Genomic DNA, 15,676 nt, shown 5'->3' on the forward strand with positions numbered 1-15,676 from the left:
GTGACTACCTCGAGATCAAGGGTTGCTGACGGGACTACCCCGTCACCGCGCCCTCTGCAGCAGAGCGCACGAGTTTGGAGTACTTGGCCAGAACGCCACGGGTATAGCGCGGGGGAAGGGGCTCCCAGCCGTCTCGGCGGGAACTCAGCTCTGCGTCGCCGACGAGTAGGTCGAGAGTGCGAGCCGCGATATCGACCCGTATCAGATCACCATCGCGCACGAAGGCGATGGGACCAGCGTCCACCGCTTCGGGTGCTATGTGGCCGATGCACAGGCCGGTTGTGCCGCCTGAGAATCGTCCGTCCGTCAACAGTAGTACATCTTTTCCGAGGCCGGCTCCCTTGATCGCGGCCGTGATGGCGAGCATCTCGCGCATGCCGGGGCCACCCTTGGGGCCTTCGTAGCGGATCACGATGACGTCGCCCGGGTTGATGTCGCCGGCCTCGAGAGCGTCCATCGCGGCGCGCTCGCGCTCGAACACGCGCGCGGGCCCCTCGAACACCGATGCGTCGAAGCCGGCGGTCTTCACCACGGCTCCTTCCGGGGCGAGCGAGCCGTGCAGGATCGTGATGCCGCCGGTCGCGTGGATCGGGTCGGCGAACGTGTGGATGACCTCGCCGTCGATCGGGTCGGGATCGAGGTCGCGCAGGTTCTCGGCGAGCGTCTTGCCCGTGACCGTCAGCGCGTCGCCGTGCAGCAGGCCCTCGTCGAGCATGGCCTTCATGATCACCGGGATGCCGCCGTGGCGGTCGACGTCGTTCATGACGTACTTGCCGAACGGCTTCATGTCGGCCACGTGCGGCACCTTGTCGCCGATGCGGTTGAAGTCGTGGAGTGTGAGCTCGACCTCGGCCTCGTTCGCGATGGCGAGCAGGTGGAGCACGACGTTGGTCGAGCCGCCGAGAGCCATGGCCAGGGCGATGGCGTTCTCGAACGCCTCCTTGGTGAGGATGTCGCGGGTGGTGATGCCCTGCCGCAGGAGGTTGACCACGGCCTCGCCCGAGCGGTGCGCGTAGTAGTCGCGACGACGGTCGGCCGACGGCGGGGCGGCCGATCCGGGCAGGCTCAGGCCGAGCGCCTCGGCGACGGAGGCCATCGTGTTGGCGGTGTACATGCCGCCGCAGGCGCCCTCGCCCGGGGCGATGGCGCACTCGATGCGCTTGAGGTCGGCCTCGCTCATCTTGCCCGCCAGGCACGCGCCGACCGCCTCGAACGAGTCGATGATCGTGACGTCCTTCTCCGTGCCGTCGGACAGCTTGACCCAGCCGGGTGCAATCGAGCCGGCGTAGAGGAAGACGCTGGACAGGTCGAGGCGTGCCGAGGCCATCAGCATGCCGGGGATGGACTTGTCGCAGCCGGCCAGCAGCACGCTGCCGTCGAGGCGCTCGGCCATCATCACGGTCTCGACCGAGTCGGCGATGACCTCGCGGCTGACCAGGGAGAAATGCATGCCCTCGTGCCCCATCGAGATGCCGTCCGAGACGGAGATGGTGCCGAACTGCAGCGGGTAGCCGCCGCCGGCGTGCACGCCCTCCTTCGCGCCCTGGGCGAGCCGGTCGAGGCTCAGGTTGCAGGGGGTGATCTCGTTCCAGCTCGAGGCGATCCCGATCTGCGGCTTGTCCCAGTCCTCGTCGCCCATGCCCACCGCACGGAGCATGCCCCGGGAGGTGGTGGCTTCGATGCCGTCGGTGACGACGCGGCTGCGCGGCTTGATGTCGATGGTTTCGTCGGGATTGCTCACGCGTGAATTCTATGGCCGTCGCCGCTCGCCCACGGTCGTGTGTCGCGACACCCCTGGTGTGTGTTGGACGTGCGGTCTAGCATCCCCATCTACGACGGTGTCGCAACTGGCACATCGCCCCACCTGGTTGGAGAGCGAATGCACGTTCCAGACGGATTCTTGGACATCCCCACCTCTGTCGCGACGGGAGCCGTCGCCGTCGCGGCGGTCGCCATCGCCCTGCCGAGGGCCCGCAAGGAGGCGGTCGACGACCGCAAGGCGCCGATGGTGGGCATCGTGGCCACCCTCATCTTCGCGGTGCAGATGATCAACTTCCCCGTCGGGGCGGGCACGAGCGGCCATCTGATGGGAGGTGCGTTGGCTGCCGTGCTGGTGGGCCCGGCGACGGGGGTGCTGTGTCTCACGGTCGTGCTCATCGTGCAGGCCTTCCTCTTCGCCGACGGCGGGCTCACGGCCCTCGGCACGAACATCACCCTCATCGGCGTCGTCACCGTCGTGGTGGGATGGTGGGTCTTCCGCGGCGTCGTGGCCCTCGCACCCCGTCGCACCTGGGCGGTGCCGTTCGGCGCCTCGCTGGGGGCGTTCATCTCGGTGCCCGTCGCGGCCGGGGTGTTCGCCGCGCTCTTCACCATCGGCGGAACGGTGGCGGTGCCGGCGGGCACGGTGTTCGCCGCGATGGTCGGCTGGCATGCCGTGATCGGGGTGGGTGAGGCGGTCATCACCGCTCTCGTCGTCTCGGCGGTGGTGGCCACCCGGCCCGACCTCGTCTACGGGATGCGGTTCGTACGCGTGCCGGCCGCACGCGCCAGTGAGGGAGCGACGGTATGAGCGGGACACCGCAGTCCGACGGGAAAAGGCGCATCTCGACCCGCGCCTTCACGATCGCCTCCTTCGCGATCATCCTGCTGATCGCCTGCGTCGTGAGCTTCTGGGCCTCGAGCCGGCCTGACGGGCTGGAGTTCGTCGCCGAGAGCAACGGCTTCATCGGCGCCGCCGAAGACAGCGCGACCGCGACGAGTCCCTTCGCCGACTACGGCGCGGTGTTCGTCGACAACCCGTGGCTCTCGCTGGCACTGGCCGGCGCGATCGGCTGCCTCGTGACGTTCGGCCTCGCCTGGATCATCGGAGGCGCCGCGCGGCGCCGCGCAGTGGCCGAGCCGGCGCGGCGATGAGGAGCTTCGCCGCTGCTCCCCCCGCGCAGGGCGCCCGGTGGCTGCGCACGGCACCGGCGCGTCTGAAGCTGCTCGCCGTGCTGCTCTTCGCCGTGATCGTGGTGGCCACCCCCCGCGAGTGGTTCGCCGCGTTCGCGCTGTACGCGGCCGTCGTCGCCGGTTTCCTCCTCGCCGCGCGGGTGACGCCGCGCACCCTGCTGGCGCGCATGGGCATCGAGATCCCGTTCCTCGTCTTCGCCGTGCTCATGCCCTTCGTCGCCACGGGCCCGCGCGTCGACGTGTGGGGTCTGCAGCTGTCCGTCGAAGGACTCTGGGGAGGGTGGGGGCTGCTCGCCAAGGCGACGCTGGCGCTCATGGCATCCATCGTGCTGGTCAGCACCACCGAGCCCCGCGCGATCATCCTGGCGCTCGAGCAGCTGCATCTCCCCCGGCAGCTCACCGCCATCGCGGGGTTCATGCTGCGCTACCTCGACGTCATCGTGGGTGAGTGGCGGCGCATGCGCGTGGCCCAGGACTCGCGGGGGTTCGGTGCCCGCGGCCACCGGTCCTGGCCGGTGCTGGCCCGCGGGGTGGGCGCGCTGTTCACACGTTCCCACGGCCGCGGCGAGCGCGTGCACCTGGCGATGCTCTCGCGCGGATACCTGGAACCGGCGCGGGCATGAGCTCTGCCGCCGTCTCGGTGCGCTCCCTGCACTACCGCTACCCCGGCACGCGGGCGCAATCGGTGCTGGCCGGTGTCGACTTCGACATCACCGCCGGCGAGCGGGTGGCGATCCTCGGTCCGAACGGCGCCGGCAAGACCACCCTCATGCTGCACCTCAACGGCATCCTGATGCCCGACGAGGGCTGGGTGGACGTCGACGGCACGCGCATCGACCGCGATACGGTGCGCGAGGTGCGCCGCCGCGTCGGTCTGGTGTTCCAGGATCCGGACGACCAGCTGTTCATGCCGACCGTGGGTGAGGACGTCGCGTTCGGCCCGGCCAACTACGGCGTCGCGGCGGCGGAGCTGAGGGCGCGCGTGGACGGCGCCCTCGCGACGGTCGGGCTGCACGACGTCGCGGACCGGCAGCCGCAGCACCTCTCGCTGGGCCAGCGGCGCCGCGCGGCGATCGCCACGATCCTGTCGATGGACGTGGACGTGATGGTGCTGGACGAGCCGACCTCCAACCTGGACCCCGGCTCCCGACGGGAACTGTCGGCGACCCTCGCCGCGCTCCCCGCGACCCAGATCGTCGTGACCCACGACCTGCCCTACGCGCTGGAACTGTGCCCTCGGGCACTCATCCTCGACGGCGGCAGGATCGTCGCCGACGGACCGACCCGCTCACTGCTGTCGGATGCCGCGCTCATGGCGGCCCACGGTCTGGAGCTGCCGTGGGGGTTCGACCCGTCCTACGGCCGGCGCTGACGACACCGCGCTGAGACGAATGCCACCGGACGAGAGCGCGGGTGATGACCACCGTCTCGTCCGTCAGGATTCGTCTCGACTTCGGGGCGGGGCGGGGCGGCGGGGCGGGGCGTGGCGGGGGCTACCGGCGGGCGCGGGCGGCGGCGAGGCGCGTGAGCAGGTCGGCGAGCTCCGGGATGCCGGGAACCGTCACATCCGCGGCGGTGGGGCCCTCCCCCACACGCACGCCCAGGTCGCCGGACTGCAGGCTGCGCAGCGCGTCTTCGTCGGTGACGTCGTCGCCGGCGAAGAGCACGGCGGTCGCCCGCGTGCGTTCGCGCAGCACCGCGACCGCGGAATCCTTGCCCTCGTGCCGGAAGGCGTACTCGACGATGTCGCGTCCTGCCCGCCGGCGCCAGGACGGCGCCTCGGCGGCGACGATCTCGTCGACGAGCCCGTTCGCCTCGACGGCGGTCGCGGCGTCCGCCCGGCGCGTGTGCACGCCGAGACCGAACGCCTTCGGCTCGATCCAGACACCGGGCAGGTGCGCCGTCGCCGCCTCCGCGCGTCCCTGCAGGCGGTCGCGCAGCGCGGCGGCGTCCGCGTCGTCCTCGTCGGAGCGCAGCCCGGAACGGGGCTCCCAGTACTCCGCACCGTGCGACCCCGCCAGCCAGAGCGGCGAGTCGTCGAGGTGCTCGGCGATCAGCCGCAGATCCTTCATGCTGCGGCCGGAGACCAGTGCCACCACGGTGTCGGGCAGGGCGGACAGCGCCTCGACGGCATCCCGCGCCGCCGGCAGCATGCGCGAGGCCATCGGGTCGTCCTGCAGCGGTGAGAGCGTGCCGTCGAAGTCGAGCGCGACCAGCAGGCGGCGCGTGGCTGCCAGCGCCGACAGGGCCTGCCCCTGGTCGGCGCTCACGAGCGGGCCCGTCGCACGGCGTCGAGCGATTCCAGGAACTCGCGCGACCAGTCGTTGACATCGTGCTCGCGCACCTTGCGCCGCAGGCTCCGCATGCGGCGGCCCTGCTCGGCGGCGGGCATCTCCACCGCGCGCACGATCGATTCCTTGAGCCCCTCGATGTCGTGCGGGTTGATGCGCAGCGCGGTGCCCAGTTCATCGGCCGCACCGGCGAACTCGCTGAGCACCAGCACCCCGCGGTTGTCGATGCGGGAGGCGACGTACTCCTTCGCAACGAGGTTCATTCCGTCGCGCAGCGCAGTGACGAGCATCACGTCGGCGGCGAGGTAGAGGGCCACCATCTCCTCACGGGGGAACGCCTGATGCAGGTAGCGGATGGCGGTGTGGTCCATCGTGTCGTGATCGCCGTTGATGCGGCCCACGGTCTGCTCGATCTCATCGCGCAGCTGCATGTAGGCGGCGACGCGCTCGCGGCTGGGGCTGGCCACCTGCACCAGGGTGACGTCCTCCACCGAGAGCCGGCCGTCCTCCAGCAGCTCGCCGAACGCCTTGAGGCGATGACGGATGCCCTTGGTGTAGTCGAGCCGGTCGACGCCCAGCAGCACCTTCTTGGGGTTGCCGAGGCTCTCGCGGATCTCGGCCGCGCGCGCCTGGATGTCCGGACGCTCGGCGAGGGCGATGTAGTCGTCGGCGTCGATGGAGATCGGGAACGCCTTCGCCAGCGCCATGCGCTCACGCCCGTCTTCTGTCGGCACCCGGATGCCGCTGGCCTTGGTCTCGTACCGCAGCTGGCGCCGCACCGCGCGGGCGAAATTGGAGGCGTCGGCGACCCGCTGGAACCCGATGACGTCCGCGCCCAGCAGCCCTTCCAGCACCTGGCGCCGCCAGGGCAGTTGCGAATAGAGGCCGTACGCGGGGAACGGAATGTGGTGGAAGTACCCGATCACGAGATCGGGCCGCAGCTCCCTCAGCATGCGGGGAACAAGCTGCAGCTGATAGTCCTGCACCCACACGGTCGCGCCGTCTGCGGCCACCGCCGCGGCGGCCTCGGCGAAGCGGCGGTTGACCCGCACATAGGCCTGCCACCACTCGCGGCGATAGCGGGGGGCGGCGATCACGTCATGGTAGAGCGGCCAGATGGTGTCGTTGGCGAAGCCCTCGTAGTAGAGCTCCACGTCCTCGGACGTCAGGTGGACGGGCACCAGGTGCATGCCCTCGAAGTCGAACGGGCCGACCTCGACGTCTGCCTGGCCCGGCCAGCCCACCCACGCGCCCTCGGTCGCGCGCATCACCGGGGCCAAGGCGGTCACCAGCCCGCCCGGCGACGTGCGCCACTGCTCCTCGCCATCCCCGGTTCCCGATCTGTCCACCGGAAGACGGTTGGCGACGACGACGAAATCGGCAGTACTCATGAGGATCCTCCGTGCGGCGGGCGGATTATCCAGGCTATCGCCCGACCACGGGCGCCTCCCGGGGTTGCGCCGCCGACGCGGTTCTGTCAATACCCGCTTTCCGGCGCCGGTCTGCGCGGTAGCGTTGCGGGATGCGCGGCTATCTCTTCGGCTCCGGACTCATCACCAGCATCACCAGCGGCATCACGCTGCTGCGCGGACTGCGCAACGACGAGCCCTTCACGTGGCGCACGGCGCTCGCCTGGGCGAGTTGGGGCATCTCGCTCGCCCTCGCCATCGGCGCCGTCGTCGACATGCGCCGCGCCAAGCGGGGGCACCTGGTCGCCGGCGACTCCCCGGTGAAGGGCAAGGAGCAGAAGCTCATGAAGCAGCGCCTGCACAAGGCCGACTGACCGTCGGCGCGTCCGCGCCGCCCGATCAGCGCGTCAGGATGAGCGCATCGCCCTGACCGCCGCCACCGCAGAGCGCCACGCCGGCCGTGCCGCTCCCCCGGCGCACGAGCTCGTGCACGGCGTGCACCACCAGACGGTTGCCGCTCGCCCCGATCGGGTGGCCGATCGCGATGCCTCCGCCGTGGATGTTGACGATGTCCTCGCCGATCCCGAGTTCGGACTGGGACTGCGCGACGACGGCGCCGAACGCCTCGTTGATCTCGACGAAGTCGAGGTCGCCTGCCGACATCCCCTGCTTGCGCAGCGCCTGCTCCATCGCCCGCGCCGGCTGCGCGTGCAGGGAGTTGTCGGGCCCGGCGACTTGACCGGCCGCACCGACGACCGCCAGCACGTCCCAGCCCTGGTCATCGGCGTGGCTGCGGGTGGTGAGCACCACGGCCGAGGCGCCGTCGGAGATCTGCGAGGCGTTGCCGGCGGTGATGGTCCCCTCCGAGGCGAACGCGGGCCGCAGGCGCGCGAGGGTGTCCACCGTCGTGTCGGGGCGCACGCCCTCATCGCGCGTGACGACCAGCGGGTCGCCCTTGCGCTGCGGCACCTCGACGGGGACGATCTCGTCGTCGAAGACGCCGGCATCCTGTGCCGCGGCGGCCCGCTGATGCGAGAGCGCCGCGACGTGATCCTGCGTCTCGCGGGTGATGCCGAGCCCGCCGTTGTGGCGCTCGGTCGACGCGCCCATGCTCTCGCGGTCGTAGGCGTCGGTGAGTCCGTCGTGCGCCATGTGGTCCAGCACCTCGACGCTCCCGTAGGACCAGCCGTCGCGGGATCCCGTGAGCAGGTGCGGAGCGCGGGTCATCGACTCCATGCCGGCCGCCACGACGACGCGCGCATCGCCGGTCTGGATCATGCGCTTGGCGTCGATCACGGCCGACAGGCCTGAGAGGCACACCTTGTTGACCGAGGATGCCGGCACGTCCCAGCCGATGCCCGCGGCCACGGCCGCCTGGCGTGCGGGGTTCTGTCCCGAGCCGGCGGGAAGCACCTGCCCGACGATGACGGCGTCGATGGCGTCCGCGGGGATGCCGCCGCGCTCGAGGGCGCCGCGGATGGCGAGGGCGCCGAGTTCGGGAGCGGTGAACGAGGCGAGCTGGCCCTTGAGGCGTCCCTGCGGGGTCCGGGCGGCGGCGACGATGACGACGTCTTCGTGGTTCATGCTTCCACCCTAAGAGTGTCGGAGAGGGCCAGCGGCGGCTCGGTGGCGGCCCGCACCTCGGCGACGGTCACGCCCGGGGCCGTCTCGACGAGCACGAGCCCGTCGGGCGTGACGTCGATGACGGCGAGGTCGGTGATGATGCGGTCGACGACTCCGCGGCCGGTGAGGGGCAGCGAGCAGGCGTCGACGATCTTGGGCGAGCCGTCGCGGGCGACATGCTCCATCAGCACGATGACCCGCGCCGCGCCGTGGACGAGGTCCATCGCGCCGCCGGGGCCCTTCACCATCTTTCCGGGGATCATCCAGTTCGCGAGGTCCCCGGTGGCCGAGACCTGCATCGCTCCCAGGATGGCGGCGTCGATCTTGCCGCCGCGGATCATGCCGAAGCTCGTCGCGGAGTCGAAGTAGGCCGCACCCGGCAGCACCGTGACGGTCTCCTTGCCCGCGTTGATGAGGTCGGGGTCGACGTGCGCCTCGGTCGGATACGGCCCGACACCGAGGATGCCGTTCTCGGACTGCAGCACGACCGTCACGCCGTCCGGGACGTGATTGGGAACCAGGGTGGGAAGACCGATGCCGAGGTTGACGTACGAGCCGTCGGTGAGCTCCCGGGCCGCGCGGGCGGCCATCTCATCGCGAGTCAGCGCCATGGGTCACTTCCCTTCTGCACGCACGGTGCGTCGTTCGATGCGTTTGGGGATGTCGCCGCCGACCTCGACCAGCCGATGGACGTACACGCCGGGGAGGTGCACGTCGTCGGGGTCGATCTCGCCTGGCTGCACGACCTGCTCGACCTGCGCGATGCAGACTCTGCCCGCCATCGCCGCGAGCGGGTTGAAATTGCGCGCCGCCTTGTTGAACACCAGGTTGCCGTGGGTGTCGCCGCGCAGCGCGTGGACGAGGGCGAAGTCGGTGACGATCGCCTCCTCGAGCACGTAAGGCAACGGCCGGCCGGTGGTGTCGAACGTGCGCACGTCCTTCGCCGGTGACGCCACGGCGATGCCGCCGGAGCCGTCATAACGGCGGGGCAGTCCGCCCTCGGCCACCTGGGTGCCGACGCCGGTCTGCGTGTAGAACGCGGCGATGCCGGCACCACCGGCGCGCAGCTTCTCGGCGAGCGTGCCCTGCGGCGTCAGTTCGAGCTCCAGCTCACCGCTGAGGAACTGCCGCTCGAACTCCTTGTTCTCCCCCACGTACGACGACGTCATCTTGCGGATGCGTCCGGCGCCCAGCAGCACGCCGAGCCCCCAGTCGTCGACCCCGCAGTTGTTGGAGACGACGGAGAGGTCGGTGGTGCCCTGCGCGAGCAGCGCCTCGATGAGCGCGATCGGGTTGCCCGAGAGACCGAAACCTCCGACGGCCAGCGACGCCCCGTCGGGGATGTCGGCGACCGCGGCGGCCGCGGAGGGGAAGGTCTTGTCGATCACGGGCACTCCTTCGTGAGCCGGGTGTCCTGCCACCATGCGCGCCGTCGCTGTGGCGCGGCAACCCGGTTCTTGTGATGTGGGCGCCGCTGCGTCTATGTTCCACTATGTGGACACCCCGCCCCGTTCTGCCGTTCCTGGAGCCCAGACCGTCGCCCGCGCGGCGCGCCTGCTGCGCCTCGTCACGGCGGCGGCGGGTGGAGGTGGGGCCGCGTTGCACCAGCTCGCCCACGATGCGGGACTCTCACGGTCGACCGCCCACCGTCTGCTCTCGGCGCTGCGCGTCGAGGGCCTCGTGGACCAGGACGAGAGCTCCTCGCGGTGGATGCCGGGGCCCGAGCTCTTCCTGATGGGCTCGGTGGCCGCCGCGCGCTACGACATCACCGACCTCGCACGCGACATCGTGCGTTCCCTCGCGGTGAAGACCGAGGAGAGCGCGTTCCTGTCGGTGCGTCGCGGCGATGAGACGGTGTGCCTCGTCCGCGAGGACGGTGCCTTCCCCATCCGCTCTTTCGTGCTGAGCGAAGGAGTGCGGTTCCCGCTGGGCGTGGCATCCGCGGGGCTGGCGATCCTCGCCTTCCTCCCCGACGACGACGCGGACGCGTACCTGGCGCGGCATCCCGAGCTCGCCGACCGGTTCGGCGCGCGGCATGCGCCGGCCGCGCTGCGCACCCGCGTAGCCGACACCCGCGACCGCGGCTACGCGGTCAATCCGGGGCTCATCGTCGAAGGCTCGTGGGGACTGGGCGCGGCGGTGTTCGACCGTGCCGGACGGCCGGAGTGGGCGCTGAGCCTCACCGGCGTGGAATTCCGATTCTCCCCCGAACGCCTGCCGGCGCTCGGCCGCACCCTGCTCGCGCACGCGCACCAGCTGTCCTCCCGCATCGCCGCCGCGCGCGGGTAGGGGCCGGCCCCACGGCCGAGCCCCCGTCACGACGCGCGCGCCGACCGCGCTCAACCGGCCGGCGCGAGAGCCTCCCTCACGTGCCCGGCGACAGCGGCGGCGCCGTCGCGCGAGAGCACGATCGTGTAGTGGTTGAACCCGTCGATGCGGTGATGGCGCACCTGCGGCATCCGGTCGAGCACCGCACGCAGGTGGGGCGGCGGATACAGCCCGGGCACCTCGTCGCGCAGGCCACGCGGCACCGTCAGCAGCACGGTCGTGTGGGCCAGCGCGGCGAGCGCGGCGGGAAGGGTCGGGCCGCTGTTCATGTCGACGGTGTCGTCGGCCATGGTGCGGTAGCTGGTGGCCGGGCGCTGGCGGTCGGCGTCGGGTGACAGGTCGTAGGCGAAGTAGTCCTCCAGCTCGGCGGACCACGCCTCGCGGAAGGCGGGGTGGTCGCGCCAGAAGTCCACGTAGGCCGCCTCGTCGGCGAAGCGCAGGTTCAGCCGCTCCGCCGTCGATCCCAGGATGTGGGAGACGACCGTGTCGGCATCGAGTCCCGCCGGAACGTCCAACGGCAGTCCGCCGTCGACGAGCAGCAGCGAGGAGACGCGCTCCGGATGCCGGTGCGCGAGGGCCACGGCGACGAACGCGCCCATCGAATGGCCGACGACGAGGGTGCGCTGCACCCCGGCGGCGTCGAGCACGGCGGCCATGTCGTCGGCGTGCGCGGCGAGGCCGCCCGCACCGGTCACCCCGTTGCTGCGGCCACGACCCCGCAGGTCCGGGGCGATCAGGCGCACACCCGGCAGCTGCTCGGCCAGCCACGGCCATGCCCGGTGCGACGAGGTCACCCCGTGGATCAGCAGTGCGGTCGGGGCGTCGGGCGCGTCCGCCTCCCACACCCCCACGCGCAGGGCTCCCCCGGGCACCGGCACGTCGAGGGTGCGGTAATCGCGGCTCATCGCGCCGTCCATCCGCCGTCGATCGTGTACGACGCTCCGGTGACCATGCCGGCTTTGTCCGACACGAGCCATCCGGCGAGCGAGGCGACCTCGTCCGCTTCGACCAGGCGCTTCACGGCGATCTCGGTGAGCATCACCTTCTCCACGACCTCGGCCTCCGGGATGCCGTGCACGCGCGCCTGATCGGCGATCTGGCGCTCCACGAGCGGCGTGCGCACGTACGCCGGGTTGATGCAGTTGCTCGTGACCCCGTGCGGTCCCCCCTCGAGGGCGGTGACCTTCGACAGCCCCTCGAGGGCATGCTTCGCGGTGACGTACGCGGATTTGAACGGGCTCGCCCGCAGCCCGTGGGCGCTGGAGACGTTGACGATGCGCCCCCATCCCCGGGCGTACATCCCCGGCAGCGCGGCGCGGATGAGCAGAAAGGGCGACTCGACCATGAGGCGCTGGATGAGGCGGAACGTCTCCGGCTCGAACTCCTCGATGGGCGCGACCCGCTGGATGCCGGCGTTGTTGACGAGGATGTCGACGTCGAGGGAGAGGTCCTCCTGCGCGGCGGTGTCGGCGAGGTCCACCACCCAGGCCTCTCCCCCGGCGGCGTCGGCGGCCGCGGCAGCCGCATCGGCGTCGCGGTCGGCGACGATGACGTGGGCACCGCGCGCGGCGAACTCCTGCACGCAGGCCAGCCCGATGCCGCTGCCGCCGCCGGTCACGAGCGCGCGACGGCCCATCAGATCGCGGTCAGTCATCGCCATTCCCCTCGCGGACGGCGAGCGCGTTGCGCACGAATCGCATCATGTGATCGACCACCGCGGTCGGGATCTCGGCGGGCGGCGCGCCCGTGGCACCCCGCTCCCACAGCAGGTACCGCATGCCGATGAGCTCGCCGGCGCCCATGAGCGCCCACGCCGTGACCTCGGGGTCGAGCCCGGGATCGACCTCCCCCTGACCCTGGGCCGCCCGCAGGCCCGCCTCGTACCCGTCGACGATGCGCGTGTAGTGCAGCCGCAGCATCTCGGGCGAGACGAACTCCGCCTCGCGCACGATGCGGTACAGCGCCGGATGCGCCGCCGTGAACCGGAAGAACCCCTCGAAGCCCGCACGCTCGGCCTCGACGCGCGACGACGTCGTGGCCATCGCCTCGGCCATCGCGTGACGGACGCGGCGGTTGAGGTCGACGACCAGCTCCTCGAAGATCTGCTGCTTGCTGTCGAAGTAGAGATAGAAGGTGCCGAGGCCGATGCCGGCGTGCTCGGTGATCTTCACGATCGACGCCTCGTGGTAGCCGGACGCGGCGAAGACGGCCTCCGCCGCTTCGAGCAGCCGGCGCCGGGTGGCCTCTCCCCGCTTGGTCAAGGGGCGGCCGCTCGTGGACAGTGCCGCATCCGGCGGCTCGAACGCCTCGATGGTGCTCATGCGGGGTCTCCTTCGAGGGTGGGGATCGGTGTCGGTGCAGACGCGCAGACGGATGCCGTGGCGGCGGGTGCCGCCACCAGAGCCGCCGCCTGGGCACGCAGCTGGGTGCGGGCGAGTTTGTCGATCGTGCTGCGCGGCAGCGCGTCGACGAACGCCACGCGGGCGGGCACCTTGTAGGCGGCCAGCTCGCGGCGCGCGTGCGCCAGCAGCTCATCCGCGCCGAGGAGGGCACCGGGCGCGCGCACGACGAACGCGACGCCGCGCTCGCCCCAGACCGGGTCGGGCGCTCCGACCACCGCGACCTCGGCGACGGCCGGGTGCCCGCCCAGCGCCCGCTCCACCTCTGCGGGCGCGACGTTCTCGCCGCCCGAGATGAAGATGTCCTTCAGCCTGTCGACGATGCGGTAGACCCCGTCGGCGTCGCGTGCGGCGATGTCGCCGGTGCGCAGCCACGCGCCGGCGCGGGCACGGTCCGTCGCGGCGGGGTCGTCGAGGTACCCGGCGAAGACGCTCGGGCCACGCACCCACAGCTCGCCCGTGGCGGCGCCCTGCAGTTCCAGCCCGGTCTCCGGGTCGGCGAGCATGACCTCGACGTGCGGGTAGGGGCGGCCGACGGCGCCGGAGTGCGCGGCAGCCTGCCCGGCGGGAAGGCACAGCACGTTCGGCGCCGCCTCGGTCAGTCCGTATCCCTGGGTGAGGGTCACACCGGTATCCGCCCACCGGTCCGCCGTGTCGGGCGACATCGTCGCGCCGCCGACGAGGGCGAGGCGCAGGCTGCCGAGGCCCTCCGGCCCGAAGCGGGGGTCGTCGGCGAGCTGCCGGTACTGCGTCGGCACGCCCATCATCGCGGTGACCCCTCGCTCGGCGATGAGCTGCAGCACGCGGCCCGGCTGGAACGAGCGCTCCAGCACGACGGTGGCGCCCACCCACCAGGCGAGCAGGGGCTGCACGTTCCAGGCGGCCACATGGAACTGCGGCAGGATCGCCAGCACGACGTCGTCGGCGGTGAGCTGCAGGGCACCCGACAGCGCGAGGTTGTTCCAGAAGCAGTTGGCATGGGTGAGCACCACGCCCTTGGGTGCCGCTTCGCTGCCGGAGGTGAAGATGACCAGCAGCGGGTCGTCGTCACGCACCGGGCGGGGCGCGGCATCCGACGCGTCGGCCGGGGGCGGTGCCGCGGCCTCCACCCCTGTCGTGCCCAGCGCCGCCACGGGCGGCCGCCGCGTCAGCCGGCCGAAGGCGTCGTCCGCGAGAGCGGCGTACTCGTCGTCGACGAGCATGAGCGCAGGCGCGGCGCGGTCGATCAGCTCCGCGAGCTCGCGCGGGGCGAGTCGCCACGACAGCGGAACGAACGCCAGCCCGCTGCGGGCGCAGGCGAAGAACGCCGCGACGTGGTCGATGGAGTTGCCCGAGATGGTCGCGATGCGCTGCCCCGCCCGGTAGCCCGCGCCCTCGAGCCGCTGCGCAAGAGCCGCAGCGCGCTGTTCGAGCTCGCCGTAGGTGATCGTCACGCCCCGGTCGTCGATGGCGATGCGCGCGGGTGACGCACCGGCGCGATCGGTGAGCCACCGGCCGACGGTGTGCGGGCCGTCGGCGCCCCGTGCGTCGGCGCTCACACCCGCACCGGCGTCGGCTCGTCAAGCGTCTCGCTGTCGTCGAGCCGGTGCAGGCTCGCCCGGGTGCGCTCGCCGCGACGACGGCGCACGGCGGCATCGACGGTGCCGGCGATCCCGCCGGGGAGGAACATCACCACGAGGATGAACAGCACCCCGAGCAGGAACATCGGCTCCGACAGCGGCACGCGCAGGATGTCCGGAAGCGCGTCGATCGCGTCGGAGCGGGCCAGCACCGTCAGGCGCTGGTCGAGCAGGGTGTACAGCACGCCTCCCACGATGGCACCCCAGCGGAATCCGACGCCACCGAGCACGACCATCACCAGCACGGTGATCGTGAGATCCGCCGACACCGACGCGGGCTGCGTCCCGGACTGCAGCAGCAGGTAGGCCATGCCGGCGAGCCCGGCGCACAGGGCGGCGACGACGAACACGAGCAACTTCGCACGGTAGGGAGACAGCCCCAGCACCTGCACCCGCAGCTCGTTCTCGCGCGTCGCCTCGGCGAGGTGTCCCAGCCGCGAGCGGTCGACCCACAGCACGATCAGGTACACCACCACCACGACGGCCAGCGTCAGCCAGTACAGGTTGCGGGTGTTGACCACCCCGACCAGCCAGTCCGGCACCTGCGCGGTGGCCAGCCCCAGGCCCTCCTCGCCGCCGGTGACCTGCTGATTGCGACGCACCAGCACCGAACCCGCCTGCGCGAAGGCGAGGGTGACCATCGCGAAGGGGATGCCGGAGACCCGCATCGCCACCGAGCCGGTGATGAGCGCCACCACGAGCCCGCCGATGAGAGCCAGCGGCACGGCCGCGACCAGCGGCAGCGCGGCCGCCTTCAGCAGGATGCCGAGCCCGTAGGCCCCGGCACCGAACGACAGGGCATGGCCGAACGACAGCATGCCGGCGGTCCCCAGCAGCAGGTTGTACGACAGCGCCAGCGCGGCGAACACCATGCACAGCGACATCAGCGCGAGGCTGCCGGGGGTGTAGGTGGCGCCGGGCAGGATGCCGGGGATCGAGAGGTTCAGCAGCGGCAGCACCGCCAGCAGCACGACGAGGGCGCCGCCCAGGGCGGGCGGCAGCATCCGTCCTGCGCGCCCGCGGACCAGGGTGGGGATGCCGGTGGTGGTGGTCAT

The 15,676-nt window shown here is 71.7% G+C and carries 17 protein-coding genes; 6 read left to right on the forward strand and 11 right to left on the reverse strand.

Annotated elements, in window-relative coordinates; translation table 11 throughout:
- Window positions 1–34: 34 nt before the first annotated feature.
- Window positions 35–1,741 carry a dihydroxy-acid dehydratase gene (ilvD, locus tag QNO26_RS09080; RefSeq protein ID WP_257530337.1) on the reverse strand — a complete coding sequence of 569 codons (1,707 nt, stop codon included), beginning with the start codon at window positions 1,739–1,741 and terminating at the stop codon, window positions 35–37.
- A gap of 138 nt (window positions 1,742–1,879) precedes the next feature.
- Between ilvD and QNO26_RS09085 the strand changes: the two genes are divergently transcribed.
- Genes QNO26_RS09085 through QNO26_RS09100 form a run of 4 tightly spaced genes read left to right on the forward strand, consistent with a single transcriptional unit; the run spans window position 1,880 to window position 4,324 of the window.
- A complete protein-coding gene (locus QNO26_RS09085) occupies window positions 1,880–2,569 on the forward strand; it encodes an energy-coupling factor ABC transporter permease (RefSeq protein WP_257638469.1) in 690 nt (229 codons plus the stop codon).
- Window positions 2,566–2,913 carry a PDGLE domain-containing protein gene (locus tag QNO26_RS09090; protein ID WP_257530333.1) on the forward strand — a complete coding sequence of 116 codons (348 nt, stop codon included), beginning with the start codon at window positions 2,566–2,568 and terminating at the stop codon, window positions 2,911–2,913. The genes QNO26_RS09085 and QNO26_RS09090 overlap by 4 nt, the downstream gene beginning before the upstream one ends.
- Window positions 2,910–3,575 carry a cobalt ECF transporter T component CbiQ gene (gene cbiQ / locus QNO26_RS09095; RefSeq protein ID WP_257530330.1) on the forward strand — a complete coding sequence of 222 codons (666 nt, stop codon included), beginning with the start codon at window positions 2,910–2,912 and terminating at the stop codon, window positions 3,573–3,575. The genes QNO26_RS09090 and cbiQ overlap by 4 nt, the downstream gene beginning before the upstream one ends.
- Window positions 3,572–4,324: an energy-coupling factor ABC transporter ATP-binding protein gene (locus QNO26_RS09100; RefSeq protein ID WP_257530328.1), complete on the forward strand. Its 753-nt coding sequence runs from the start codon at window positions 3,572–3,574 to the stop codon at window positions 4,322–4,324. The genes cbiQ and QNO26_RS09100 overlap by 4 nt, the downstream gene beginning before the upstream one ends.
- Before the next feature lie 121 nt (window positions 4,325–4,445).
- On the opposite strand, the gene otsB is transcribed toward QNO26_RS09100, so the two are convergent.
- Together otsB and otsA are read right to left on the reverse strand one after the other, a co-directional pair.
- The gene (gene otsB, locus QNO26_RS09105; RefSeq protein ID WP_257638470.1) at window positions 4,446–5,222 is read right to left on the reverse strand and encodes a trehalose-phosphatase; all 777 of its coding nucleotides are present in this window, start codon (window positions 5,220–5,222) and stop codon (window positions 4,446–4,448) included.
- Window positions 5,219–6,634, reverse strand: a complete 1,416-nt coding sequence (gene otsA, locus QNO26_RS09110) for an alpha,alpha-trehalose-phosphate synthase (UDP-forming) (RefSeq protein ID WP_257530324.1) — start codon at window positions 6,632–6,634, stop codon at window positions 5,219–5,221. Before otsA ends, otsB begins: the two co-directional genes overlap by 4 nt.
- 131 nt (window positions 6,635–6,765) lie before the next feature.
- Between otsA and QNO26_RS09115 the strand changes: the two genes are divergently transcribed.
- Complete coding sequence (locus tag QNO26_RS09115) at window positions 6,766–7,026, forward strand: hypothetical protein (protein ID WP_257530323.1); 261 nt, start codon at window positions 6,766–6,768, stop codon at window positions 7,024–7,026.
- Window positions 7,027–7,051: 25 nt separating this feature from the next.
- On the opposite strand, the gene QNO26_RS09120 is transcribed toward QNO26_RS09115, so the two are convergent.
- Genes QNO26_RS09120 through QNO26_RS09130 form a run of 3 tightly spaced genes read right to left on the reverse strand, consistent with a single transcriptional unit; the run spans window position 7,052 to window position 9,663 of the window.
- Window positions 7,052–8,236: an acetyl-CoA C-acetyltransferase gene (locus tag QNO26_RS09120; RefSeq protein WP_257638471.1), complete on the reverse strand. Its 1,185-nt coding sequence runs from the start codon at window positions 8,234–8,236 to the stop codon at window positions 7,052–7,054.
- Entirely contained in the window at window positions 8,233–8,886 is a 654-nt protein-coding gene (locus QNO26_RS09125; protein ID WP_257638472.1) for a CoA transferase subunit B, read from the reverse strand. Before QNO26_RS09125 ends, QNO26_RS09120 begins: the two co-directional genes overlap by 4 nt.
- A gap of 3 nt (window positions 8,887–8,889) precedes the next feature.
- Window positions 8,890–9,663 carry a CoA transferase subunit A gene (locus QNO26_RS09130; RefSeq protein WP_257638473.1) on the reverse strand — a complete coding sequence of 258 codons (774 nt, stop codon included), beginning with the start codon at window positions 9,661–9,663 and terminating at the stop codon, window positions 8,890–8,892.
- Between the two features lie 106 nt (window positions 9,664–9,769).
- Here QNO26_RS09130 and QNO26_RS09135 point away from each other — a divergent pair, with 106 nt between their 5' ends.
- Entirely contained in the window at window positions 9,770–10,564 is a 795-nt protein-coding gene (locus tag QNO26_RS09135; RefSeq protein WP_374679376.1) for an IclR family transcriptional regulator, read from the forward strand.
- A 50-nt stretch (window positions 10,565–10,614) separates the two neighbouring features.
- On the opposite strand, the gene QNO26_RS09140 is transcribed toward QNO26_RS09135, so the two are convergent.
- Genes QNO26_RS09140 through QNO26_RS09160 form a run of 5 tightly spaced genes read right to left on the reverse strand, consistent with a single transcriptional unit; the run spans window position 10,615 to window position 15,676 of the window.
- A complete protein-coding gene (locus QNO26_RS09140; RefSeq protein WP_257638474.1) occupies window positions 10,615–11,508 on the reverse strand; it encodes an alpha/beta fold hydrolase in 894 nt (297 codons plus the stop codon).
- Window positions 11,505–12,257 carry a 3-hydroxybutyrate dehydrogenase gene (locus QNO26_RS09145; protein ID WP_257638475.1) on the reverse strand — a complete coding sequence of 251 codons (753 nt, stop codon included), beginning with the start codon at window positions 12,255–12,257 and terminating at the stop codon, window positions 11,505–11,507. The genes QNO26_RS09140 and QNO26_RS09145 overlap by 4 nt, the downstream gene beginning before the upstream one ends.
- Complete coding sequence (locus QNO26_RS09150) at window positions 12,250–12,924, reverse strand: TetR/AcrR family transcriptional regulator (RefSeq protein WP_257530310.1); 675 nt, start codon at window positions 12,922–12,924, stop codon at window positions 12,250–12,252. The genes QNO26_RS09145 and QNO26_RS09150 overlap by 8 nt, the downstream gene beginning before the upstream one ends.
- Window positions 12,921–14,540, reverse strand: a complete 1,620-nt coding sequence (locus QNO26_RS09155; RefSeq protein ID WP_257638476.1) for a class I adenylate-forming enzyme family protein — start codon at window positions 14,538–14,540, stop codon at window positions 12,921–12,923. Before QNO26_RS09155 ends, QNO26_RS09150 begins: the two co-directional genes overlap by 4 nt.
- Window positions 14,537–15,676, reverse strand: a complete 1,140-nt coding sequence (locus tag QNO26_RS09160) for a branched-chain amino acid ABC transporter permease (protein ID WP_257530305.1) — start codon at window positions 15,674–15,676, stop codon at window positions 14,537–14,539. The genes QNO26_RS09155 and QNO26_RS09160 overlap by 4 nt, the downstream gene beginning before the upstream one ends.

This window comes from Microbacterium sp. zg-Y1090 (genome assembly GCF_030246945.1).
Lineage (GTDB): Bacteria > Actinomycetota > Actinomycetes > Actinomycetales > Microbacteriaceae > Microbacterium > Microbacterium wangruii.